The sequence below is a fragment of the Rossellomorea sp. NS-SX7 genome, assembly GCF_052828565.1.
Window position 1 is genome coordinate 412,847 of the sequence record NZ_CM128249.1, and the last position, 24,673, is coordinate 437,519.

25 protein-coding genes are annotated in these 24,673 nt (G+C 47.8%); 18 read left to right on the forward strand and 7 right to left on the reverse strand.

Annotated elements, in window-relative coordinates; genetic code table 11:
• The first annotated feature begins 10 nt into the window (after positions 1-10).
• Positions 11-2,608 (forward strand): heavy metal translocating P-type ATPase, encoded by a 2,598-nt coding sequence (locus ACUXV2_RS01930; protein ID WP_446245384.1) that lies wholly within the window; start codon positions 11-13, stop codon positions 2,606-2,608.
• A 102-nt stretch (positions 2,609-2,710) separates the two neighbouring features.
• Here the strand turns inward: ACUXV2_RS01930 and ACUXV2_RS01935 are convergent, their stop codons facing one another.
• A complete protein-coding gene (locus ACUXV2_RS01935; RefSeq protein ID WP_446245385.1) occupies positions 2,711-3,253 on the reverse strand; it encodes a CBO0543 family protein in 543 nt (180 codons plus the stop codon).
• 249 nt (positions 3,254-3,502) lie between these two features.
• Here ACUXV2_RS01935 and ACUXV2_RS01940 point away from each other — a divergent pair, with 249 nt between their 5' ends.
• The 8 genes from ACUXV2_RS01940 (at position 3,503) to ACUXV2_RS01975 (ending at position 9,546) form a co-directional block, all read left to right on the forward strand.
• Positions 3,503-3,766 (forward strand): hypothetical protein, encoded by a 264-nt coding sequence (locus ACUXV2_RS01940; RefSeq protein ID WP_446245386.1) that lies wholly within the window; start codon positions 3,503-3,505, stop codon positions 3,764-3,766.
• Between the two features lie 196 nt (positions 3,767-3,962).
• Positions 3,963-4,403, forward strand: a complete 441-nt coding sequence (locus tag ACUXV2_RS01945; RefSeq protein ID WP_446245387.1) for a cell wall hydrolase — start codon at positions 3,963-3,965, stop codon at positions 4,401-4,403.
• A gap of 202 nt (positions 4,404-4,605) precedes the next feature.
• Positions 4,606-4,911 carry a PadR family transcriptional regulator gene (locus ACUXV2_RS01950; RefSeq protein ID WP_446245388.1) on the forward strand — a complete coding sequence of 102 codons (306 nt, stop codon included), beginning with the start codon at positions 4,606-4,608 and terminating at the stop codon, positions 4,909-4,911.
• A gap of 17 nt (positions 4,912-4,928) precedes the next feature.
• Positions 4,929-6,131, forward strand: coding sequence for a chromate efflux transporter (chrA, locus tag ACUXV2_RS01955; protein ID WP_446245389.1), 1,203 nt, complete (start codon positions 4,929-4,931; stop codon positions 6,129-6,131).
• Positions 6,132-6,426: 295 nt separating this feature from the next.
• Positions 6,427-6,825 carry a DoxX family protein gene (locus tag ACUXV2_RS01960; RefSeq protein ID WP_446245390.1) on the forward strand — a complete coding sequence of 133 codons (399 nt, stop codon included), beginning with the start codon at positions 6,427-6,429 and terminating at the stop codon, positions 6,823-6,825.
• Between the two features lie 46 nt (positions 6,826-6,871).
• A complete protein-coding gene (locus tag ACUXV2_RS01965) occupies positions 6,872-7,810 on the forward strand; it encodes a ring-cleaving dioxygenase (RefSeq protein ID WP_446245391.1) in 939 nt (312 codons plus the stop codon).
• Between the two features lie 141 nt (positions 7,811-7,951).
• Positions 7,952-9,076, forward strand: a complete 1,125-nt coding sequence (locus ACUXV2_RS01970; RefSeq protein ID WP_446245392.1) for an NADH-dependent flavin oxidoreductase — start codon at positions 7,952-7,954, stop codon at positions 9,074-9,076.
• Positions 9,077-9,279: 203 nt separating this feature from the next.
• Positions 9,280-9,546, forward strand: a complete 267-nt coding sequence (locus tag ACUXV2_RS01975) for a hypothetical protein (protein ID WP_446245393.1) — start codon at positions 9,280-9,282, stop codon at positions 9,544-9,546.
• A gap of 58 nt (positions 9,547-9,604) precedes the next feature.
• Here ACUXV2_RS01975 and ACUXV2_RS01980 read toward each other — a convergent pair whose 3' ends face one another.
• Positions 9,605-9,907, reverse strand: coding sequence for a DMT family transporter (locus ACUXV2_RS01980; RefSeq protein ID WP_446245394.1), 303 nt, complete (start codon positions 9,905-9,907; stop codon positions 9,605-9,607).
• Positions 9,908-10,255 (reverse strand): DMT family transporter, encoded by a 348-nt coding sequence (locus ACUXV2_RS01985; RefSeq protein WP_446245395.1) that lies wholly within the window; start codon positions 10,253-10,255, stop codon positions 9,908-9,910.
• A gap of 129 nt (positions 10,256-10,384) precedes the next feature.
• Here ACUXV2_RS01985 and ACUXV2_RS01990 point away from each other — a divergent pair, with 129 nt between their 5' ends.
• On the forward strand, positions 10,385-11,251 hold the full coding sequence (locus ACUXV2_RS01990) for a LysR family transcriptional regulator (protein WP_446245396.1): 867 nt from the start codon (positions 10,385-10,387) through the stop codon (positions 11,249-11,251).
• Between the two features lie 92 nt (positions 11,252-11,343).
• Here the strand turns inward: ACUXV2_RS01990 and ACUXV2_RS01995 are convergent, their stop codons facing one another.
• Positions 11,344-12,120, reverse strand: a complete 777-nt coding sequence (locus tag ACUXV2_RS01995; protein WP_446245397.1) for a TerC family protein — start codon at positions 12,118-12,120, stop codon at positions 11,344-11,346.
• Between the two features lie 864 nt (positions 12,121-12,984).
• On the opposite strand from ACUXV2_RS01995, the gene abc-f reads away from it, so the two are divergent.
• On the forward strand, positions 12,985-14,616 hold the full coding sequence (gene abc-f, locus ACUXV2_RS02000; RefSeq protein ID WP_446245398.1) for a ribosomal protection-like ABC-F family protein: 1,632 nt from the start codon (positions 12,985-12,987) through the stop codon (positions 14,614-14,616).
• Positions 14,617-14,863: 247 nt separating this feature from the next.
• On the opposite strand, the gene ACUXV2_RS02005 is transcribed toward abc-f, so the two are convergent.
• The 3 genes from ACUXV2_RS02005 to ACUXV2_RS02015 form a co-directional block, all read right to left on the reverse strand.
• Complete coding sequence (locus tag ACUXV2_RS02005) at positions 14,864-15,571, reverse strand: DNA alkylation repair protein (protein ID WP_446245399.1); 708 nt, start codon at positions 15,569-15,571, stop codon at positions 14,864-14,866.
• A gap of 172 nt (positions 15,572-15,743) precedes the next feature.
• Positions 15,744-15,935 (reverse strand): hypothetical protein, encoded by a 192-nt coding sequence (locus ACUXV2_RS02010; protein ID WP_446245400.1) that lies wholly within the window; start codon positions 15,933-15,935, stop codon positions 15,744-15,746.
• 490 nt (positions 15,936-16,425) lie between these two features.
• Positions 16,426-17,394, reverse strand: coding sequence for a helix-turn-helix transcriptional regulator (locus ACUXV2_RS02015; RefSeq protein WP_446245401.1), 969 nt, complete (start codon positions 17,392-17,394; stop codon positions 16,426-16,428).
• Positions 17,395-17,569: 175 nt separating this feature from the next.
• On the opposite strand from ACUXV2_RS02015, the gene ACUXV2_RS02020 reads away from it, so the two are divergent.
• The 7 genes from ACUXV2_RS02020 to ACUXV2_RS02050 all read left to right on the forward strand — a co-directional run bounded on the left by ACUXV2_RS02020 (position 17,570) and on the right by ACUXV2_RS02050 (position 24,668).
• Positions 17,570-18,403 (forward strand): SDR family NAD(P)-dependent oxidoreductase, encoded by an 834-nt coding sequence (locus ACUXV2_RS02020; RefSeq protein WP_446245402.1) that lies wholly within the window; start codon positions 17,570-17,572, stop codon positions 18,401-18,403.
• Between the two features lie 456 nt (positions 18,404-18,859).
• Complete coding sequence (locus ACUXV2_RS02025; protein ID WP_446245403.1) at positions 18,860-19,288, forward strand: DUF6526 family protein; 429 nt, start codon at positions 18,860-18,862, stop codon at positions 19,286-19,288.
• 177 nt (positions 19,289-19,465) lie between these two features.
• The gene (locus ACUXV2_RS02030; RefSeq protein WP_446245404.1) at positions 19,466-20,392 is read left to right on the forward strand and encodes an ABC transporter ATP-binding protein; all 927 of its coding nucleotides are present in this window, start codon (positions 19,466-19,468) and stop codon (positions 20,390-20,392) included.
• The gene (locus ACUXV2_RS02035) at positions 20,389-21,480 is read left to right on the forward strand and encodes an ABC transporter permease (protein ID WP_446245405.1); all 1,092 of its coding nucleotides are present in this window, start codon (positions 20,389-20,391) and stop codon (positions 21,478-21,480) included. The genes ACUXV2_RS02030 and ACUXV2_RS02035 overlap by 4 nt, the downstream gene beginning before the upstream one ends.
• Positions 21,481-21,624: 144 nt before the next feature.
• On the forward strand, positions 21,625-22,302 hold the full coding sequence (locus tag ACUXV2_RS02040; protein ID WP_446245406.1) for a YdeI/OmpD-associated family protein: 678 nt from the start codon (positions 21,625-21,627) through the stop codon (positions 22,300-22,302).
• A gap of 130 nt (positions 22,303-22,432) precedes the next feature.
• Positions 22,433-22,687, forward strand: coding sequence for a zinc ribbon domain-containing protein (locus ACUXV2_RS02045; RefSeq protein ID WP_446245407.1), 255 nt, complete (start codon positions 22,433-22,435; stop codon positions 22,685-22,687).
• 169 nt (positions 22,688-22,856) lie between these two features.
• Positions 22,857-24,668, forward strand: a complete 1,812-nt coding sequence (locus ACUXV2_RS02050; RefSeq protein ID WP_446245408.1) for a sulfatase-like hydrolase/transferase — start codon at positions 22,857-22,859, stop codon at positions 24,666-24,668.
• The last annotated feature ends 5 nt before the right edge of the window (positions 24,669-24,673 follow it).

Below are 24,673 nucleotides of genomic sequence, written 5' to 3' on the forward strand. Positions count from 1 at the left end.
GGTGGGAGACATGGCAGATTCATGCTGCAGTTCAAGTAAAGGAGAACAACATGAGAAGATAGAGAAAACAAGCTGTTGCAGTTCGAAACAAACAGAACAAAGAGATCGTGTGGAATCATCCGCCGGCATCGGGAATACGGAAGTTGATGTACCGCCTGAAGCCCCGAAACCCGCAGCGTGCTGCAACAATTCGGAAACCGATGAGGAGAATGAAGCTGCGTCTTCAACTTGCTGCAGCAGTCAGGAACCCGCTGCTTCGAGTGAAGCGGCTGCAAAATCTTGCTGCACGAGCGAGAGTGAATCTCCAAAAGGTGAGAAGGCTGAATACCGGATATACGGGATGGACTGTCCATCTTGTGCTCTGTCCATTGAAAAAGGGCTGAGCAAGTTAGCAAATATAGAGGAAGCAAAGGTACACTATAATTCTGGAAAACTGAAAGTAACGGGGGACGATTTTGAACAAGTGGAGTCTGAGGTAGAGAAGCTTGGATTTAAGATCGAGCCCGTGAAACAGAACAATAATATGAAGGTGTATACCGTTGAAGGAATGGATTGCGGCAGCTGTGCGAAAAGCATCGAGAACCATTTGAATACGATCCCCTCAGTCCAGAGTGTAAGTGTCAACTTTTCGACTGGAAAAATGAAAGTGGAGCATGAGAACAGTGTGGAAGAGATCGTATCGGAAGTGTCAAAAATCGGTTTTAAAGCGTCTCTGCTTTTAAAAAATAAACCGTCAGCAGATGGAGCACAAAAAGAAGGATACGGTGGTATCATCACTTCAGGGATCCTGATTGCATTAGGGTTCATCGGATCTTTCACTGGTGTTTCAAGCTTAATTACAACATTATTGTACTCCGCTGCCATGGTCATCAGCGGGTATAAGCCGGTGAGAAGTGCCTACTATTCTATCAGAAGCCGTTCATTGGACATGAACGTACTGATGTCAGCGGCTGCCATTGGCGCTGCCTTGATTGGTGAATGGCTGGAGGGGGCCACGGTCGTCTGGCTATTTGCCCTTGGAACCGCTCTTCAAACGATGTCGATTGAGAAGACGAGAAGTTCGATCCGGAACCTTATGAATCTTGCACCATCGGAAGCGTGGATCAAAGTGGGGTCTCAATTAACGAAGAAGCCAGTTGAAGAAGTGTCCGTCGGTGACATATTAATCGTGAAACCCGGAGATCGAATCCCGCTGGACGGGGAGATCATAAACGGTGAATCGAGTATCAATCAAGCGCCGATTACAGGTGAATCGATCCCGGTGGATAAAGAAGCCGGGGATGGCGTCTATGCGGGAACGATCAATGAGAATGGGTCACTTGAAATAAGAGTGACGAAGCTGGCTGAAGATACAACCATTGCGAAGATCATTCACCTGGTGGAGGAAGCACAGGAACAGAAGGCACCCACACAGGCGTTCATCGATAAGTTTGCGGCTGTATATACGCCCATCGTGTTCGTGCTGGCGCTGGTTGTCATGGTGCTCCCGCCGTTAATAGGCTTTGGCACATGGGGAGAATGGTTTTATAAAGGGCTTGAATTGTTAGTCGTTGCCTGTCCTTGTGCGCTCGTTATTTCCACTCCTGTTGCAATCGTTTCTGCAATCGGGAATGCGGCAAAGAACGGGGTCTTGATCAAAGGCGGTACATTCCTTGAAAAAGCAGGGTCGATCACGTCGATTGCTTTTGATAAAACGGGCACCTTGACTGAAGGGAAGCCAAAGGTTTCCGAGATCAAGGTCTTCAACACATCAGAAGATGAGCTGCTTGCGATCGCCCTAACATTGGAGGATTATTCGACCCACCCGATCGCACAGACTATTGTGGCGTATGCCAATGAAAAAGGGATCGAACCTGAAAGCGGCGAGTCATTCAAAAGCATCGTGGGGAAAGGCGTCCAGGCAACGATTGACGGGGTTATCCACTATGCAGGGAATGCAAGGCTCTTTGAAGAAAGGAATATCCATTTAGGAGAGGCTGAACCTGTCGTTCAAGAGCTTCAGGGTACAGGAAAGACTGTCGTGATCATCGGTACAGACGAGAGAATCCTCGGGGTCATCGCTGTCGCTGACTCGATCAGAACAACGACCGTACATGCGTTGGACGGCTTGAAGAGAGTCGGAGTCGGCCAGGTCGTGATGCTGACGGGCGATAATGAAGGCACAGCCAGATTGATTTCAAAGGAAGCGAGTGTAAATCGATATTTTGCCGAACTTTTACCGGAAGATAAAGTGGATGCCATCAAGAAGCTGCAAAATGAAGGCCATAAAGTGGCCATGGTCGGGGACGGTATTAACGATGCCCCTGCCCTTGCGACAGCCGATCTGGGGATCGCGATGGGCGGTGCCGGAACAGACACAGCCATGGAAACGGCAGATGTCGTGTTAATGGCGGATAACTTAGAGAAACTGCCACACACGATCAATTTAAGCAGAAGAGCCCTTAGAATCATCAAACAAAACATCTGGTTCTCATTGATCGTGAAATTTGTGGCACTTGCCTTGATCTTTCCAGGCTGGCTCACTCTTTGGCTGGCAGTCTTGAGTGATACGGGGGCTGCGATCATCGTGATCTTGAATGCCCTGCGATTGTTAAAAGTGAATCGGTAATGGGAATGACAAAAGGGCCTGGCTCCCGGTATGCTGATGATTTAGTGTACCGGGGCCAGGCCCTTGTTTTTTGGAAAGGCAGCTTGTCTATCCCCTCTACTTTCAGGTCAGGCGGTCAAAATGTGTTCTGGTACTAAGGAAGTGGGAGATCAAGTAAATCACTAAATAGATCGGGAAAGAATAAATGTATTCCCAGTTCGTGTAGACAACAAAACCACTCCAGACGAAGGCTGGCTCAGCAATGAATGCGACGAAAGCCGAATAGATGATCCCTTTCAGAAAAGGGCTGGCCGCAGGTTTTATTTGAATGAAGACGATCGTCAAGACAGGAATCAGGGTGATATCCCAAGGTTTATAGGACGGTGAGAAGGGCAGAACCTCATAGTTGTAATGCCAGAAGTCCAACTGCACCCCAAGACTGTCGAGCCATATAGCGACGACCATGACAAAAAAGGCGATATATAATAAGCGGTGGGTGCTTTGTCTCGGGTGAAATATTGCCCATAGGATCCATGGAACGACCGTAAGCAATACCCCGAACCACCATTGCCACCCGAATAAAATTTCTTGCTGCCATATGACGAATTTTTCTAAGTAGGCGTGATGCATGTCTTCATATATTTTTTGCATCTTTTGCTCTAGCATCGTGTTTCCTCCTGATTCCTAACCTGTTGACCCTCTAATTGATCATTGCATATTCATTAAATTCATACTCGTACAACCGAACGTGTTTATCTTTTTAGTTTAAGAAAAAATTGGGGGATTATTCGTTCATATGTTTAATAAAATCGGATGCAGCTTTAGCAGAGAACGGATAAAGTCCGTGTTCAACGGCGCATGTTGTTCCTTCTGTTGGGGGTACACTAACGTATACTTATAATGAGGAGTGAGGCCATGTTCCTGCAGGGGTCCATTATCACAGGCGAATTCGATTCAGTCATGAATGAATTTTCATTGAAGAAAGTGAAGGATTTTGATACAGAATCGGTCCTCAAGAAAAATCAGATCGATCATATTTATGAATATCTAAAAAAACATCAGCATGAAGATGATGGGCAGATCATCACGCTATATGATCAAATGCCTTTACGTTTATCACAGGCTGAAATCGATCAATTGATTGGTGATATAGAGAATGTAATGTCCATGTATCACTAGGCAGGAGCAGTCCTGTCGGGCCGTGGATGAGGGCTGCCCCCTGAATTACTTTAGTGCATGGGGGCAGTCCTTCTTATTGGCCAACCTTGGTAGGAACGTCTTCAGTGAGAACGGGCAGCATCATTTTAAAAGCCAAATTAATAAATCAAGACATCAACGCATTCTTTTCTCATACACTATTTTTGAGGTGAGTAAAATGCCAAGAGTGAAGTACAAGGATTCAGATATTGCCCTGATGGCCAGGATGATGCGGGCGGAAGCAGAAGGTGAAGGGAAGCAGGGAATGTTATACGTCGGTAATGTCATCGTTAATCGTGCGGTAGCGGACTGTTTGGATTTTAAGAAGGTAAGGACCATTTATGATGTCATTTATCAAGTCCAAGGAGGAAACTATTCGTTTGAAGCGGTTCAAAAAGGGAATCTTTTCTACAACAGAGCAAGATCGGTTGAAAAGAATCTGGCAAAAAAGAATCTCGATTATTGGAGGCAGCACCCGGGCAAATATGCTCTTTGGTATTTTAATCCATATGCGCCTTGTCCTCCGACCTGGTACGGCCAGCCATTTGCGGGACAGTATAAAAATCATTGTTATTACGAGCCGGCAGCTGGAACTTGTGCCAGTGTATATAGTGGTTAATGAAAAGGGAACGTCCTGTTTTTTATCAGGTGTTCCCTTTTTGTATGGTCGATTACATAAACGACAGAGGCTTTCCGGCTTATAAGGAATGTTAAGCATGTGTAAAGTTTTCCGGGTGGTCTTGAATTGGTGATGTACTTGGTATAAAATCATAATCGAAATTCGATATCGAAACCAGATAATGAAATTGAGGAGGGTTCGATTGGAAAATAAAGTGCTGAGAAAACTGTTCCTGGGCTTTATCCACATCCATATCCTGCATCATGCGAAAGAGGAGCCGATCTATGGATCGTGGATGGTGGAGGAATTGCATGAGCATGGTTATGATATCAGCGCCGGAACGCTCTACCCGATTCTTCACGGTATGGAGAAGGACGGGCTCTTAAGCAAGGAAGACGTCAATGTGGATGGGAAGATCCGGAAATATTACCGCATTACCGACAGAGGAGACATTGTCCTCCAGGAAGCAAGGGCGAAGGCGTATGAGCTTTTTAAAGAGATTAAATAGAAGGAAGGTGTTGGACGTTGAACCAGCAACTCAAAGATAAAAGCCGTTTGGCTATACTTTTGGAAATATTATTCACGTCGACAAAGCTCGGGTTAACGTCGTTTGGCGGGCCTGTTGCCCACTTGGCTTACTTTAAAGATGAATACGTGGACAGGAGGAAATGGCTGACGGATAAGACCTATGCAGACTTGATCGCGTTGTGTCAGTTCCTTCCGGGACCGGCGAGCAGTCAGGTAGGGATATCCATCGGCATGCTCCGCGGGGGGATATTGGGAGGAGTCATCTCTTTCTTAGGATTTACGCTTCCTTCCGTCATTGTCCTTGTGATTTTTGCTTTACTCTATCAGACCTTTACGCTTGGGGATGCAGGGTTTATACACAGCCTGAAGGTCGTAGCGGCTGCGGTTGTCCTTCATGCCCTGATCGGCCTCGGTAAAAAGCTGACTCCTGATAAAACCAGGATGGCAATCGCCCTCGGAGCAGCGCTGATCATGCTGTTGTATCCGTCTGCCTGGATCCAGATCTTGATCATTGTGGCTGCCGGATTACTGGGATGGAAGCTGTTCAAGAATAAAGCAGAGTCTAAAATCGAACCGTTCCATGTCAGTATTTCTAAAAAGACGGGAGTCGCCTCATTATCGATTTTATCAGCAGCGCTGATTTTGCTGCCGATCTTGAATAACACATTCAACAATGCGCTGCTCAACATTTTTGATATCTTCTTCAGAGTCGGGGCACTTGTATTCGGCGGCGGTCACGTGGTCCTGCCGATGATTGAGAGGGAGTTGGTCCCGCAAGGTTTGCTGTCAGCGGATGAATTTCTGGCGGGGTATGGAATGGCACAGGCGGTCCCTGGCCCATTGTTCACTTTCTCCAGTTATCTCGGGACGATGATGGAAGGGGTAACGGGAGCTGTAGTGGCGACGATTGCCATCTTCTTGCCTTCATTCCTGCTCATTGTTGCTGCCCTGCCTTTCCTGAGTGAACTGCGGAAGCGCGCCGCCTTCCAAGGAATCCTTATGGGAGTGAACGCGAGTGTGGTAGGAATCCTGCTGGCGGCTTTCTATGATCCGGTGATCAAAAGCTCGATCCTTGATGGATCTGACTTTGCCCTGGCAGTCATTTTATTCGCTCTGCTGAACGTATGGAAAGTTCCTGCATGGCTGATTGTCATCATCGGCGTTGTGGGAGGATATATCCTGCAGTTATTAGGGTTTTAATATGAAGGAAGCCCCTCATGGAATGAGGGGCTTCTTTTTATGAGGGCTGGGTTAAATCAGTGCCAAGCCCAATTTTAATAAAAATGTCAATCGACCATTGACAACTGATCATAGATGATTTACTATTATCTCATATTCAAGATATTTAAATTCGAGATAATTTGTCCGACAGGTGACGCAGTGACAGAAAAGGGGAGATGTGTGGACTTTACTCTACTGTGTTCAATCGGGTCGTGAATAAAATTTTTTGGGTAAATATCTCGAATTCGAGATAAAAAATTAGGAGGAATGAAAGATGATAGATCTTGGTTTATTAATCATACGTTTAGTCATTGGTGTGTTGTTCATTGGTCACGGAGCGCAGAAATTGTTTGGATGGTTCGGCGGTCATGGATTGAAGGGTACCGGGGGCTGGTTTGAATCCATCGGGATGAAACCGGGTGTGACGATGGCCCTTCTCGCGGGGCTTTCAGAACTGATTGGAGGAATATTATTTGCGCTCGGGCTTCTTACTCCGCTTGGAGGGATCCTGATTGCAGCAACGATGATCATGGCGATCATCAAGGTGCACGGCTCCAATGGAGTATGGGCAACTTCAAATGGGTATGAATATAACTTGACGCTTATTGCGGTGGCGATTGGGATTGCGTTGATCGGACCGGGTCAATACGCAGTGGATGCACTCTTATTTTAAACATGAAGAGGGTAAATACTAACAGCACGCAAAAGGAGTGGTGAATATGAAAAAGAAGACAATGGGAATCCATCATATAACAGCGATCGTCGGCCACCCTCAGGAGAATGTTGATTTTTACGCAGGGGTGCTGGGATTGAGGCTGGTGAAAAAAACAGTGAACTTCGATGACCCGGGCACGTATCATCTCTACTTCGGGGATGAAAGCGGGAGACCGGGGACCATCATCACGTTCTTTCCGTGGGCCGGTGCGCAGCAAGGTGTCATCGGTGATGGCCAGGTTGGAGTTACTTCTTATGTTGTACCTGAGGGCGCGCTTCCTTTCTGGGAAAAGCGATTAGAGGCTTTCGATATTCCTTTTACAAAAGTAGAGCGCTTCGATGAAACGTATGTGGAATTCGATGCCCCTCATGGCCTTCACTTGGAAATCGTGGAGAGGGAAGAAGGAGCACCGAACACATGGAGCTTTGGCGGGGTGACCCCCGAGGTCGCGATCAAAGGGTTCGGAGGCGCCACATTATTATCGGTACAGCCGGAAAAGACCGCTGGATTGCTGGAAAATGTCATGGGTCTTGAATTCGTCGGCAAAGAAGGGGATATCGCCCGTTATCGTTCCGCTTCTGATATCGGAAACGTCATCGATCTGAAGATGTCCTCTGTCGGACGTGGCCGGATGGGTGCCGGCACGGTTCACCATATCGCATGGCGCGCCGATGATGACGTGGATCAGCTGGAATGGCAAAAGCTCGTGTCGGATCATGGATACGGGGTCACGCCTGTCATCGACCGGAACTATTTTAATGCGATTTACTTCCGGGAACAGGGCGAAATCCTATTTGAAATCGCTACGGACCCGCCGGGATTTGCCCATGATGAGTCACAGGAAACAATGGGGGAGAAGTTGATGCTGCCCGAGCAGTATGAAGCTCATCGTGAGCAGCTCGAGCGGACGTTGATTCCGATTGAGGTCAGGGAAGTGGATTAAGGTGAAGAAGGAGGATCGGGTGAGAGTCCGGTCCTTTTTTTATGTAAGATGGGAGAACCAGCACATCGAATAAGCAGATATATAGTCAAATCTGTTGTCATCTACTAAGATAGCCTTGAACAACGAGAAGGAGGCAATATCATGAATGAACAATATAAAGAACTGTTATCACCATATACATTCAGAAATGGAGTAGAGCTGAAGAATCGCATCATCATGGCTCCGATGACCAACTTTTCCTCAGATGATGAGGGAAATGTAACGGATGCAGAATTGGAGTACTATGCACGCCGTTCCAAGGATGTCAGCATGGTCATCACCGCTTGTACGTATGTGACGCCGGACGGGAAAGGGTTCCCTGGAGAGTTTGGCGGGGACTCCGATGAGATGATCCCAAGCCTTGAGAGACTGGCAAAGGCGATCAAGGATCAAGGTGCGAAGGCAGTCCTGCAGATTTTCCATGGCGGTGTGCAGTGTCCCCCGGATCTGGTTCCTGACGGTGACGTAGTTAGTGCGAGTGACGTGAAGGATGAAAATGGGGACAAGAAAGCAAGGGCCTTAACGGAGCGTGAGGTGAAGGAGATCATCGAAGCGTTCGGTGAGACGACACGCCGTGCGATCGAGGCAGGCTATGACGGTGTCGAAATCCACGGGGCGAACGGTTACCTCATCCATCAGTTCTTCTCTCCGATGACGAATCAGCGGGAAGACCGTTTCGGCGGCAGCCTGGAGAAGCGCATGACGTTTCCGCTGGCGATCGTCGATAAAGTGAAGGAAGTGGTCGATGAGCATGCGGATTCTTCTTTCCTCGTCGGATACCGCTTTTCACCTGAAGAGCCTGAAGAGAATGGATTCTCGATGGGCGATACGCTTGCGCTGGTGGATGCGCTGTCAGATAAGGAACTTGATTATCTGCATGTATCCCTGTTCGATTTCTTCTCAAAGCCAAGAAGAGGCGTGGAAGATACTGAGAAGCCAAGAATGGAGTATCTGCTCGAAACGATTGGAGGGCGCACGCCGTTGATCGGGGTAGGTTCGATTTACTCTGCAGAGGACGCGCGCAAAGCATTCGACGAGACAGATGTCCCATTATTGGCGCTTGGCCGCGAGCTCATCATCGACCCGGATTGGGTTCAGAAGATTGCAGAAGGAAGAGAAGATGAAATCGTGACGGAGATCAATAAAGAGAAGCAGGAGGAACTGGTTGTACCGGATCCGCTGTGGAACGCGATTACCAATACGCCGGGATGGTTCCCTGGGGTATAGCAGAAAGATGGGCAGTGGGAGTTGAGGCTTGCACTGCTTTAAGATAGAAGACAGGAAAGGCCCCGTGTATGAGCACGGGGCCCTTTTGGTGCGGACCCTAATGCGCACCAAATAATTGAAGCTGTCCCTGCTAAAAACAATTGATGAAAATTCAACAAAAGTAATATAATGGAAATATCAAGCGGTGGAAATGGGGTCTCGAGATGAATAAATACGGTCTGATATCAGTTATTTTCTTTGCCATAGCGGCTATGCTCTATGTTTTCACAATGTTTTCGGTTTCCGGGAATGAGCTGGTGCCAGGAAAGGTGATGATCCTTTTTGTCGTTATCCTTCCTTTGGCAGGGCTTTTGATGGCGTTTAAATCCAGGGGCGGGTTCAAAGCTGCCGGGATTATCGGGAATTCTTTGATACTGGTGCTGTCGGCAGTTATTCCCCTAGCTTCACTCCTGTTCTGGAACCAGCCATGACCGGCAAAAAAACGACTTCATATGGGAAGTCGTTTTTTATTGGCTTGTTCAGAGAAGGTCATGATTGAAGGACGAGCACTCCCAGAATGATCAAACCGACAAAGATGAATTTTCTTACATCTGCTTTTTCTTTAAAAAAGAAGATTCCGAACAAGGTGGTGGCCGCAATGGAAACCCCGGACCAAATGGCATAAGCAACCCCTACTTCCATGGTTTGTACACTGAGCGTCAGGAAATAAAGGCAGGCGCCGATCAGTACGAAGGCTGCTGTACTCGGGAGCCATCTGTGAAATCCCGATGACAGTTTCACACAGATGTTCCCGATTGCTGCAAAAATGAGCGAGAGAATGAGGTATCCCATCTAGTAAAATCCCCTTTCTTCAGCGTGTTTTCCTGGTTTCAGAGTCAAACCGGTGATCCCGGTTAAGATCATGGCAAGACCTAGGAACTTGGACAGGGTCACGGATTCATTGAATAGCACAATGCCGAGAAGTGTCACAAGCATGGTACCGCCGCCTGACCATAATGCGTTGATGATGCCGATTTCGTTTTCTTTTACTATAAAAATATACAGGGTGACCGCGAGTGCATAACAGATGACGACCATAATGCCGGCACGGTAATCCGAAAAGCCATCAGCATGTTTCATGAACGTCGCCCCGGTCACCTCGCATAGAATTGAGATTATCAAAAGAAGATAGGTTCTCATGTTCATCCCTCCAACTTTCTTTCTATTTTCAGGATAAAGGGAGTGAGAGGAGAATCGGTACTATCGATTTGTTATGACATGATAACCCTAGGTTATAATAGAGACATGAAAGCGAAGGAGGGCATAGGTGTGTTACAGAAATTGAACGCTTTTATCGAAGTGGCGAGGCAGCGGAGTTTTACGAAAGCGGCGAAGGGTTTATATATTTCGCAGCCAGCCCTCAGTAAACAAATGAAAGGGCTTGAAGAAGAACTCGGTTTCACCCTTTTTGACAGATCCTCCTATGGAGTGAAACTGACCAAAAAGGGTGAAGGGCTGTATAGGGAGCTATCCCCTATGTTTGAACGGATCCATCAAACAGTCGAGCGCTATCAAGCATTCGAAGAAATCCGTTTCGGCTCAACCCCTTACCTGACTTCTTATTTCTTGCATGAATATTATGAACGCTTGCAGCATGCAAACGTTCATGTAACGGCGATCGAAGACGATAGTCAAGATCTGATCCCATTGTTGGAGGCAGATGAAATAGATGCCGCCATTATACAAGACCTCGCCTCATATAAAAACTTTCCTTCAGTTTACTTATTCACCGACGAGTTTTTTGCGGCTGTTCCGATCGACTCCCCATTGGCTTTGAAACAGAAAGTAACGATCGAGGATTGTCTGACTCAACCGCAGATCATCCCTTCAAAGGGGGCGCTTTCTGAAAAAATCCGAAGGGTCATGAAGGAACATAACTTTGATGGGCAGGTGATTGAAACGCAGTATCACGCGATGGCAGGGCTCGTATCATTGGGCGCAGGGGTCGCGTATCTCCCCAGGATGATGGTTCAGCAAATTGCATACCGAGGTGTCCTTTTTCTGCCGATCCGCACCACTCCTTTTAAAAGGGAAATGTATGTGTATGCACGGACGGAAGGGATACTTGAAGCTGTGAAGGGATTGTTTGCCGAGGGGAGGAAGGTACTGCCCGAAGCGGAGGATTACTTTTTGTAAGGGAAGTTTTTATAAAAGAGGAACCCGAAGCAAGAGCTTTACGATAAAAAAAGTGCCTGTCCCATATGCTTCCGGGGCAGGCACTTCTTTGATTACATCAGTTCTTTATCCTTCAAGTTCTTGTTGCTTGGTGCGAACCATCCTAATAGGGCGATTGCCACGAGGACGCCGTAGAAAATCAGGGTCCAGAGTGTGCTGTGCGGGAAGTCATGGGCCAATACATGAATGTCTTCATGTGCAAGGGTGATAACTGCAAGTTTCACACCGACCCAGGCAACGATTGCATAAGCAGTTGTCTCGAGTGCCGGGCGTGTTTCAAGCAGCTTCACAAACCAGGTTGCGGCATACTTGATCAAGATCAATCCTGCGATACCGCCGAGGACGACGATCAAGAATTTTCCTCCGTCCATGCCTCCGAAATCAGGAAGCGGTGAATCCGGAAGTCCGAGGGCAAGCGCCACTGCAGCAAGGATTGAATCGATTGCAAACGCAAGGTCGGCGAGGGCGATCTTGCTGACTGTCGGCCAGAAGCCTTTTCCTTTTGCTTCTTCTTCCGTGTCTTCACGTATATTCTCATTCTTCTTACCGAACTTAGCCTTGATCACATGCTTCAATCCCAGATAAAGCAGGTAAGCAGCACCGATCGCCTGAATCTGCCAGACGTTGGCGATGAACGAAATGGCAAATAGTGCACCAAACCGGAAGGCAAAGGCAAGGAAGATACCATAGCTGATGGCTTTTTTCTTCTGATCTTCAGGCAGGTGTTTCGCGATGACTGCGAGTACAAGGGCGTTATCAGCTGATAACAAGCCTTCAAGGCCGATAAGAATTAATAATGTCCATCCGTATTCTAACCAAATTGAATCCAAACGTAACTCTCCTCTCAAGTGAATATGCAGTAAGAAATGTGGGTCCTTTTTACAAAAAGCCAGAGAAAGAAGTGAATAAAACGCGTCTCGTTTTACGTCACACACAGTCATCCAACCAAGAATGGTCCCGTCTTTTCTGTACGTGTCCTTATTCATCCATATGTTTTTAAATACTAAACTTTTTGTATGCAAGTCTCCAGTGTCTATCTTACCACTTATTGTGCGTCAAATCCTTTTTGAACATTACCTTTTTTGATTGTATTTTAAAAATAGTGGAGCAAAGTGATATTAGGCAATGAACGGGGAAACCGCGGGAACAATGGGCTTTCTCTTTTGGAGAAACCATGGTATAGTGAATTTACTAATAAATGACAGGAGTGATGGGTGGACGATGAAGAACTAATCTTATTTTCGCGGCGATTGAAATAGAAAAGATTTCAACTCAACCAAAATAGGATTAGTCTGCCCATTTTTTCATATGGCTGTTTTCTTGAACATTGTTGTTTTTCGAACGTTGACTTCTGAATAAATATTCGGAGGGGCGATGGGGTAATCGATCTTACCCCTATGAAAACAACAGCGTTCTGCGAAAAGAGCCTGAGCTATTGATGATGAATAGCTTTATTTGCGCACGCAACAGGTACGGCTAATCCTTCCAGATATTCTGGGAGGATTTTTTTGTCCTCCTTTTTTTGATAAGAGAGAATTAAATGCACTCAGAGAATTGTCCAGCTCCAGCGCCTAGCCCCTCGAGACGTTTCGGTCCGACCAATGAAGTCAAAAAGCGACTTCACCGGTCGGCCCTCCAACGCTTTTCGGGGCTGAACAAGGCGCTTGCGCTTTTCTAGGAAAGGGGAAGATTGTATGAGAGAACTATTAAAATTATTGAGTATGGGATATGAGATTGTGGATCAGAAGTTGTTTGAAGGGGTGAATGGAAGTGTTCAGGAAGGTGATGTCATCGGGGTCATCGGCCGGAATGGGACGGGTAAGTCGACGCTCTTGAACTTGATTCATGGTGATATCAAACCGACGGAAGGTCAGGTAGGCTGGCTGCAGAGTGGGTTGACGATAAACATGGTGGTGCAGGAAATGGAGGAGTATTCTTCTGGAGTCGTGACGCCTGCTGAAGTCAAGCTTCTGGAAAAGTGGCAGGTGCCCCCGCATGACTTTTCGCAGCTGAGCGGCGGGGAGAAACTGAAGGCGAGGCTAGCGAAAGGGTTTGCCTGGAATGCAGACCTTCTTCTCTTGGATGAGCCGACGAACCACCTGGATCAGGAAAGTTTAGAGCTTTTGACGAAACAGATCAAGGAATACAGAGGGACAATCATACTCGTATCGCATGACCGGTATTTTTTAGATGAAGCAGTGTCGAAAATTTGGTCGCTCGAACATGGCAGGATGATCGAGCATAAGGGGAATTATTCTAGCTACATGGAGGCCAGGGAGCAGAAACGGCTGACCCAGCAGCGGGAATACGAGAAGCAGCAGAAGATGGTGAAGCGGATCGAGGATCAGATGAGGGAGCTCACTTCCTGGTCGCAGAAGGCACATGCCCAGTCGACAAAGCAGGAAGGATACAAGGAGTACTACCGTGTGCAGGCGAAACGGACGGACAGCCAGGTGAAATCGAAGCAGAAACGGCTAGAAAGGGAACTTGAAAAGGCGAAGGTCGAGCGTGTGGAAGAGGATCATCAGGTGAGATTCTCGATCAATTCCGTTCACAAGATGGGGAAACGGTTCCTGGAAGTGAAGGATCTCTCGAAGTCGTTTGACGGGCGCGCATTGTTCAGTGACGCCAATTTCACGATCGGGCATGGTGATAAGGTGTCGATAGCCGGTCCGAACGGGAGCGGGAAGACGACATTGTTGAAGGTGATCATGGGTCAGGAAGTGGCTGACGGTGACGTGTGGATGTCGCCTTCTGCCGAGATTGGCTATCTGACGCAAGAGGTGTTCGACCTGCCGCTTGATGAGACGCCTGAGCAGCTTTTCCATCAGGAAACATTCGAGGAGCGGGGCAGGGTGCAGACTCTCATGAAGCACCTGGGCTTTATGGCTTCACAGTGGCGGGAACCGATCAGGGATATGAGCATGGGCGAGCGCGTGAAGTGCAAGCTGATGAAATATATCTTGGAGGAACGGGACGTGCTGATCCTCGATGAACCGACAAACCATCTCGATCTGCCGTCGCGCGAACAGCTGGAGAAGACGCTGGATCAATATAACGGTACATTGATCGTTGTGTCCCATGACCGGTATTTTGTGGAGAAGACGACAAATATGAAGCTGGTAATCGAGGATGGACGGATCCGTAAGCAGCTGAGTGAGGCGGCTCCGGAGCGCGATGATGTGGAGGAATTGCGGTTGAAGCTAGAGACGGAGAGGCAGGAAGTGTTGGGGCGGCTTAGTTTTATGGTGCCGGGGGATGCGGAGTATGCGGAATTGGATGCTCGGTTTCTGGCGTTGACGAAGCGGATTGATGGATTGAAGTGACTAAAGCGGGGGTTTTTGTTTTAGAGGTTGGATCAAGGTCATGCAGAAGTACGCAAGTTTTGCAAGAAGCACAATTTCAAGGTCGAAGCGTGGTCACCGTTGATGAACGCGGAACTGTTGACGAACGACATGGTTCAGGGAATGGCAAAATCCCTCAACTAGTCATATTGATTTTAAGGTTTAATCGATAAAAAACACCTCCAATTGCGGAGGTGTTTTATTATATAAGGTCAGGAAGTGAATGGTATCAGCATATAACCGTCTTTCGTTTCACCCCGACTCGATCCTTCTCAGCCATCTTCTTGATATAAGTCGCAGCAAGGGGCACCTTACATGCGGTATTCCCCACGTCCACATGAACTTTTCCAATCGATTCTGCAATATCCATTGCCTCTTCATGCAATGCCGGGACATAGCTTCCGACTGAAATGACGAACCCGTTCATCACATAGCGTACGCGGTTCCGTTCATCATGGACAGAATTCCTTACCCGATTCAGCAGTCCTCTGATCTCATCCAGATCAAGCTCCTCATCAGGGGTAATCGATAAAACATTCGCATATGTACTCCAGCCGCACACTGCCATCATCTCTTCATCCAACTCGATCCATTCGCGCGCAAGCTCCAGTGCATACTCACTCTCCGCTGCGACCCCGGCCACTGTATACTCCGCAGGCATATACCAATACGCCTTCCCTGCCCAATCCTTCAGCGTCTCCTTCGACATCAGCTTAGGATTCACCGACAGACCTGCCAAATACATTGCATCATGATTACCTGAATCATACAGGCGGAGAGCTAATTCATGATTCTTTTTCACATACTTTACAAGCTTTTTCATATCCCCGATCTTCACACCGAAAAACGGTTCCTTTACACCATGATTCATGTAAATCCGCTTTGTCTGCTCCGTCCCGAGCTCCTCAAGCCTTTGCATGATTTCTTCGTACGTCATTTCACTCGCTCCTTTCATTGGTCTGATCTATCTATTATAACGGATACGGTAAACAACCCGTAACCTTATCTGTTCAATCTGGATGGTGGTGTTGAAAGTTGGATGTAAAAAAGGCATCACATACTATCGATGCCCTTTTTTAATCAAAGTCACTTTACCATTTGGGAGGTTATTACCGGCCGCCCGTCCAGAACTTCAAATGATTGCCCTCCCCGCGGCAAACGGCGTTGTACTTTTCGCTTTTGTGAGTGTCGTAGCAGTCGCCGGAGAGATAGCCCTGGGAGAAGAAGTGCTCTTTGATGCTGCCGATGATGACGACTCCGGCCATGAAGGAAAGTGGAATGAGAACGAATAACCAAACCATTGTGAAGACCTCCTTTTTTAAACCGATTTAGGTAAAAGCAGGTGTGTGTCTTGCCGTGTGTGTGGCGTTTCTAGTGTTATCATAACATTAAGTATATGGAAGAATATAGATAATATTTCCATTTTGGTTCGGGGTGCTATTTTCGTTGGTTAAGTCGAGAAGGTTTAGTCTATGGAGGGAGCACGGACGAGGAAATTCGACAATCGGTGCAATAAATTGGATTCAGGTGCAATTTTTTAAATAGCGGTGCAATAAATTGGATTTCGGATCTATTATTTAGAAAGCGGTGCAATAATGTGGATACCGGAACAATTATATGGGATACATTGCAAATTCCTATAAAAAAACTGTCATGAAGCCAAGGGGCAGCCACATATTTGCTGTCCAAGTCAAAATCAGTACTTTTACTCTATTTTAGCTGCCATAATGGTGCCGGGAGGGGAGTTTGCCGAAATTTTTAAAAACTTCAACCTTTCTCCCGGAGTAATCATCACTCATCCCGCCTATAGAACGCCACCGTCTTCTCAGCCATTTGCAGGATCTTGCTGCGCAGTCCGGCCGGTTCGATGACCTTTACCATGTCAGCGAAACCAAGCAGATAGGCGGCTGCTTCATTTTCCGTATCGAACGAAAGCGTAACGGGCACCCAGCCGGCTTTGTTCTCAGCTGCGATGTTGATCACCCGTGCAAAACGGCCTGTGAAGGTGAGTCTCGATACGATTGTTGAAGCGGCTTCGACCGTCACTTCGTAGCTCGGTAAATTTTTGATGAAGGCTTGGGTTGAAGAATTCCAGTATTCGGCGAGGTCAAAGTGTTCCGGTCGTTCGAATGTTTCATTGACAGGCTCGGCATGGTGTATGCGTGAAGCCCGGTAATTCCGGATGTCGCCATTTTCCTTGGCGGCGATCATGTACCAGAGGTCTCCTTTGGCTACGAGGCCGAGCGGTGACACGATGCGGTCGTCGGTTTGCCCGTCTGCACGCTGATAGGTGATGTTCAGTTTGTGTTCTTTCCAAATGGCTCTTTTAAGTACTTCGAATGATGCCGCTTTTTCTTTTTGCCTGCGCCATGATCGCGTGTCGATGTGGATGCGGTTCCAGACGTCTTTAGCATTTTCGCGATAGCTGGAGGGGAGGGATGCGATCAGTTTGTTTCTGGCTTCTTCGGATGTACGGGTCAGCCCCAGGTCTTCGAGTAAGTGCGCTGATGGAGAAAGGAACAGAGTCCGTATCTCAGACTCCTTCAAACCGGTCAAGTCGGTCTTGTAGTCTTCCAATAACGACCACCCGCCGTTTTTTCCGCGCTCTGCAACAACAGGGATGCCTGTCCCGCTCAAGGCTTCCATGTCCCTGTAGATGGTTCTTTCTGATACTTCAAGTTTCTCTGAGAGTTCTCCCGCGGTCATTCTGCCGTGTGATTGCAATAATAGAAGGATGGAGATCAGTCTGTCGCCTCGCATTGATATCACCTTTTTCTTCTTTTTTCGAATGGAGTTGCATAAGACGTATATCCGCTTTGTTAGGGCTTTTTATAAAAAAAGTCATTCATGACATTTATTTAAGTAAATATGACACTTGTTGTCAAGAATACATCAGTATAATGAGAGTATCTTGAATATGGAAGGAATGAAAGACATGACATCATTATCTGGAAAAATTGCACTCGTCACCGGAGCAAGCAGGGGAGCCGGGCGGGGGATCGCCATTGAACTTGGAAAAGCGGGTGCGACAGTATATGTGACGGGACGGAGCACGAGAGGGAACGCAACGAATAACTGGCCGGGTACGGTCGATGACACGGTTGCGGAAATCGAGGCGGCCGGCGGCAAAGCGGTTGCGGTCCGGTGTGATCATACGATTGATGCGGAAACGGAAGCTGTCATAGAGCAGATTCGGGACGAGCAGGGAAAACTGGATATTCTTGTGAATAACGTGTGGGGAGCGCATGATATCGGAGTCGAACCGGGTGCTTTTTGGGAGCTGCCCCTTGCGATTTGGGATAAGATGTTCACCGCGGGTGTACGGGCTCAGTTGGCGACGAATCATTATGCGATCCCGCTGCTTAGTGAGAACCCTGAAGCTTTGATCGTTCACACGACATTTTGGGACGAAGGAAAGTACTCCGGTCAGTTTTATTACGACCTGGCCAAGAACGCACTCGTCCGCATGGCGTATGGTCTTTCAGAAGAATTAAGAGAGGAAGGCATTGCCGTGCTTGCCGTTTCCCCCGGATTCATGAGAACAGAGCTTGTATTGAAGCATTTTGGAGCGGATGAGGAGAATTGGATGGAGTATGAGGACTTGAAGCAAACCGAGACGCCTCACTATATCGGACGTGCCATCACCGCTCTCGCCATGGATCCCGATGTGATGGAAAAAAGCGGACAGGTGCTAAAGGCAGGCGACCTCGCCAAGGAATACGGTTTCACCGATATCGACGGGCGGTATATCCCGCCGTTTACGGTGTAGAGCCGGTAGTGATTTCGACTAAGAAACAGGGGCTTGTATAGAAGTCTAAAGGTCTGTCTTTTATCATTTTAATGTGATAAAGGACAGGCCTTTTATTGATGAGATTGTGTTGTGGAATTTTCGACAATAGGCGCAATTATTTGGGGAAGTGGCGCAAATAACAGGAAACCAGAGCAATAAATTCTATATTGGCGCAATGATCGCAGAAGTGGCGCAATAATGTGGATTCCGACGCAATTATAAATTATTGATCCCTATGCCTGTCCGGATTCCACCAGTGAATTCAGGATCCATAGCTGGATTCATCATGGTTTACCCATTTTTCATAAAAAAACAAACCCATATGGCCGCTTTATCAGAGGTTTTGAACCAAACCAGTGTGTTCTTTTTTTGTCACTTTTCTCCAAGCGCCGGTCAACTGGTATATAATGAAACTATCACTTTCAGGAGGTACATATGAAACAGCAAAACTATGAAAATCACAGTAAGATCGATCCTGTCTATCATTATGGGATTGCACTTTTAACAGTCTTCATCTTAATTCTGTCCATAACGTTTTTTGTGAAGAATGTCGGCACTGAGACACTCCTTAGTTTCATCGTGCTGCTTGCTGCGGTTACGTTCGTATTGATCGTGGCTAAACTGAGATTATATGCACTGCAGCTGCAGGACCGGGTGATCCGGAATGAGGAGAATTTCCGTCATTATCGTCTGACGGGGAAAGCACTTGATGGGGGTCTGACCGTAAAGCAGGTGGTTGCGCTGCGTTTTGCGCCGGACGAAGAGTTTCCTGGTTTGGTGGAACGTGCGATAACTGAGAATTTATCACCGAAAGATATTAAGAAGGCTGTACAGAATTGGCGTGGGGACCATCATCGGGTATAGATAATTGAGAAGGGACCGCTCGCTGTTGGGCGGTATCTTTTTTCATCGTACTGCTCCAGCGCCCTGCCAACTCGAGGCGTTTCGGTTCGTCCGCTGAAGTCAAAGAGCGCTTCACCGGACGCCCGGAAGCAACTGTGTGGGGGACGCTTATGCATTTTTAAAAAAAGGAGGCTCGTTATGCCTGAAGAAGTAATGGTTGATGTAAAGAATCTTGTGAAGAAATACGGCACGTTCACGGCGGTGAATGGGGTCGAATTCCAAGTGGAAAAAGGGGAGATCTTCGGCTTGCTCGGTCCGAATGGGGCCGGGAAGACGACGACGATCGAGATGCTGGTCGGCCTCCGGAAGCCTGACGGGGGGACGGCAAGCCTTTCTGGCCATGATGTCAGGAAAGACGTGAATAAGGTGAAAGAGGTCATCGGGGTTCAGCTTCAGTCGACCTCGTTGTTTGAATTGTTGAAGGTGGAGGAAATCGTTCATTTATATGCGAGCTTTTATCCGAGTCATGTGGATATTGACGGACTGATCGGAGACATGCTCCTGACCGAGAAGCGGAAGGACCGGATCAAGGGGCTGTCGGGCGGCCAGAAACAGAGGCTCGCGATTGCACTCGCGCTGATTCATGATCCTGCGATTGTGTTTCTCGATGAGCCCACGACGGGACTGGATCCGCAGGCAAGGCGGACGCTGTGGGACATCGTGCTTCGCTTGAAGGAGCGGGGGAAGACGGTGATCCTCTCCACGCATTATATGGATGAGGCCCATGTGCTCTGCGACCGCATCGGCATCATGGATCAGGGAGAGCTGATCGCGCTCGATACGCCGGCGAATCTTGTGAAAACTCTGCAGTCTGCTAGTACCGTAGAGTTTTATCTGAATGATCCCCCTGAACAGGAGTGGTTCATGAAAATGGACGGAGTCAAAGAAGCGGCGGTCAAGGATACGTTCGTCCAGCTGTATACAGACGATTTACAGATAGCGCTGACGTCGCTCATCGAAGTGTCTTCCGAGCACGGGCTGGAAATCCGTGATTTGCAAACCCGTCAGGCGACACTTGAGGATGTGTTCATCCATATGACAGGAAGGAGGCTGCGTGAATCATGAGAGCTTACTGGCAATTGACGCTGGCACAATTACGCATTTTTGCCCGGAACAAGCAGGTCCTGTTCTTCACGCTGCTCTTCCCGGTCATCCTGATGGTGGCGCTCGGATCCTTCGTGGGTGGAGGGAATTCCCTTTCTCTGACGGCGGGGGTGGTCGACAAGGACAAAACAGATGCCTCCAAGGAATTGAAAGACTTATTTTATAAAAATGAGGGGATCGAAACAGCTGACTATGATACGACCAAAAAAGGGAAGGAAGCCGTCGAAAACGGTGATATCCAGCTCTTGATTGAAATCCCGAAAGGTTATGGGGACAGCCTCAAGGATCGGGATGGGGCCTTCTCCGTTCCTGTCTACTACAACGAGAAAAATCTGACCACTGCTGAGCTCGGTCTCACGGTGGTGAACGGGATCATCGATCAATACAGCAAGGACCTTGTCGATTACAAGCCGCTGGTGACGATCGAAAAAGTGGGGATCGAGGCGCTGAACATCCGCTATATCGACTTCCTCGTCCCGGGTATCGTCGCGATGATGATCATGAGCAACAACATGAACGGTGTCGCGGGGCAGATCTCGGCGTGGCGTGAACGCGGGATCCTCCGACGGATGCAGGGCACGAGGCTGAAAGCGTCGACGTTCATCGCGGCCCAGATTTCGGCGCGCCTTTTGCTGAATGGGACACAGGCTTTACTCGTCGTGCTCATCGCCAATCTTATTTTTGATATAAATGTCGCCGGATCGTGGCTGGCATTGATTTTCTTTATCGTCCTTGGGACGCTTGCGTTCATGGCACTCGGTTTCATCATTGCCGGGATGGCGAAGAATCCGGAAAGTGCGGGGCCGATTGCGGGCTTTGTGTCGTTCCCTCTTCTATTCCTCGGAGGAGTCTTTTTCCCGATCAACAATATGCCGGACCTCATCCAGCCGGTTGTGAAGGTGCTGCCGATCGCTCACCTGACCTCTGCACTCCGGGAAACGATGAATCTCGGGACCTCGATTTTAGCATTGGGGACAGAGACGCTTATTTTAGGAATATGGCTGGTTGGCGGGTTTATGGTGGCCAGCTGGGTGTTTAAGTGGGAGTAGAGAGGTATTTGCCTGCTTCCCGGAACGGAGCCGAGGGGACAGGTCCCTTGGCCCAATGAGCCAGTGGACCTGTCCCCATGGTACGGCTATATCTTTTATAATTGGAAATAAAGAGTAGTAGAAAAGGTGAAAAGGGGCTATGTCATGAATTCAACCAAACCGGTTTCCGAAAAATTGAATTTCAGCAAATATCCAGAGAAACTCATTCTTAACCTCCCTGAGGACATCGATGACTTTCAATCAACTGAATATGATGCTTCTATAAAAAAAGAATCTTATGATCTCGTCTTTATTTTTATCTTCAATCTAGACGATTTTGCAGCTCGTTTGAAGGAAGTTGCCGATAAGCAATTAGTAAAGGACAACGGATATCTATACTTCGCTTATCCTAAAAAGAACAACCCGAAGTATGATGAATACATAGACCGGGACAGCATCTACAATGAGAAGCATTATAATGAAGAAGGTTACGTCCATGGAAGCAATCTGAAGTTTTCAAGGATGATCAGCCTGAATGATGTGTTTACGGTGGTAGGCATGAAGGCAGCGCCGAAGAAAGCGAAAAAGGCTGCCAGCACAAAAAAGAGTCAGTGTGTCGATGATTACATTGATCATATTGAGGATATCAAACACTATCTCGCCAATAATGATGAAGTCTCAGCCCTTTATTCGGGTCTCACACCGGGATACCAGAAGGATTGGGCACGCTATGTCTATAGTGCGAAACGAAAAGAGACGCAGGAAAAACGATTGAAGGATATGGAGACAGTCCTGGCTGAAGGCTATAAGTCGATGGATTTATATAGAAGGAAGAATAAATAGTAAAGCTTGGTGCCTGATCCCGATGATTTTCGGAGTCAGGCACCAGTTGTATTCCAGAGCGGGTGCCATGTACCTATAAAGGTAATTGGATATATGTGGTATCTTTTAGAAAAGAAGAGGAGGAGAAGTCATGAACGCTTATAAAAAATGTCAGAGCTGCGCCATGCCATTGAAAAAGGAAGAGGAGCGCGGAACGGAAAAGGATCTTGAAAAGAGTTCGATGTATTGTAAACACTGTTATCAAGAAGGGGAATTTACACAGAAAGACATTTCTGTAGATGAGATGAAGCAGTTCGTAAAAGGGAAATGTATTGAAATGGGTGTTCCGAAGTTTTTGTCGGGGATGTTTGTGAGAAATCTTCATAAGTTGGAGAGATGGAAGTAGCCGGTGAAAATGGGCCGGGGGACCTGTCCCCTTGGCTTCCAAGGGAGTATCACTTTTACACCGGATAGCCTTTCCGCTGGTTATACCGTCCATACCCTCCGCATAGTAGTGATAATGGAGAGCTCAATGTTTGCTACTCCGACTCCCTTTGGCTATTGGAGGTATTGATATGAAGAAGGATCGTTCGGAGCAGAAGGAAAGCCGTTCATTTCATAAAAAGCCCAATTTCCTGATTCTCATGGTGGATCAGGAACGTTATCCGGTTGTCTATGAAAACGAAGAATTGAAAGAGTGGCAGAGAACCAACCTGGTTGCCCAGGAGTTATTGAAACAGAATGGATTCGAGTTTACCAGGCATTATGCCGGAAGTACAGCGTGTTCACCGAGCAGGGCCACATTTTATACAGGGCAGTATCCTTCGCTTCATGGTGTCACTCAGACAAGCGGCGCTGCCAAAACGGCCTTTGATCCGGATATGTTTTGGCTTGACCCGAATACGGTTCCGACGTTTGGTGATTATTTCAGGACAGCGGGGTACCGCACTTTCTGGAAGGGGAAATGGCATGCCTCAGATGAAGATATCATCATCCCAGGTACCAATGATGCATTTCCGAGCTATACAGCAACTGGCGTACCGGACCCTGATAGTGTAAAGAAGTATCAAGAAGCCGACCGTCTGGGTGGTTTCGGGTTTTCAGGATGGATCGGGCCGGAGCCCCATGGTTCGTCTCCGCGGAATTCGGGGTCGTCGGCAGCGATCGGTGTGAGTGGGCGTGATGTCATTTATGCCGAGGAAGCAGTTGATCTCATCCATTCTCTTGAAAAAGAGGCGGAAAGCTCCGAGCCATCCCCGTGGCTGATGATGTGTTCGTTTGTCAATCCACATGATATCGCGTTGTTCGGTGCTTTTTCAGAGCTGAGTCCGTTGTTTGATTTTAAAGTCGATCCATCCGTCCCCCATATCCCGCCTGCACCAACGGCCAAAGAGTCCCTCCATACGAAGCCATCCGCCCAGGAAAGCTATCGGATTACCTACCAAGAAGCGCTGCAGCCGTTACGGGACAGCCTGTTTTACAGGCAATTGTATTACTCGCTGCAAAAGCAGGCCGACCAAGATATGCTGAAGGTATTTCAGGCGCTGCAGGAATCCTCTTTCTATGAAGACACCATCGTGATTTTTCTATCCGATCATGGCGAACTTCTGGGGGCACACGGGGGACTGTTCCAGAAATGGTATAACACCTATGAGGAATCCATCCATGTCCCGCTTATCATCCATAATCCAAAACTGTTTCCGGAACGCAGGCAGACAGAGATGATCACGAGTCACGTCGACATCCTGCCAACGATGCTGGGCCTTGCAGGTATCGACCCCGCTAGGGCACAAAGGAAAATGCGGAAGGACCACACCGAAGTACACTCGCTGGTCGGAAGGGATCTCACTCCTTTACTGAGAGGGAAGGAAACGTTCTTCCGGTCTGACGAACCGATTTATTTTATGAGTGATGATGACTTCACCCGTGGACTGAATCAAGTCAGTGCCACAGGAAGACCGTATACATCGGTCGTCCAGCCGAATCATACGGAAGCAATCATCACGAATCTTTCAACAGGGAAAGACGGAGCGTCAGAAGTATGGAAGCTCACGCGCTACTTTGATAACCCTCAATTCTGGAGTGATCCCGGCTGTGAGGATGTGACGACGACCCAAGTATCTCAAACAAATGCCTCATCCGATACAGAATGCTCCTTATGCATCACCAAAACAAAGAAGATACCTGTGCAGGAACAGTATGAGCTTTATAACTTAACGGCCGATCCTCTCGAAGAAAAAAACCTGGCGTTTCCAGAGTTCGAAACACTGCAATCCATGGCCGTTCAAAACTTATTGATCTCTGCACTTGAAGAGCAGTGCCGCCAAAAACGGATCTATCCTTCGAGCGGGGAGGTGCCAGGGAAGCCTTCTTGTGATTGTAAATAGTGGAG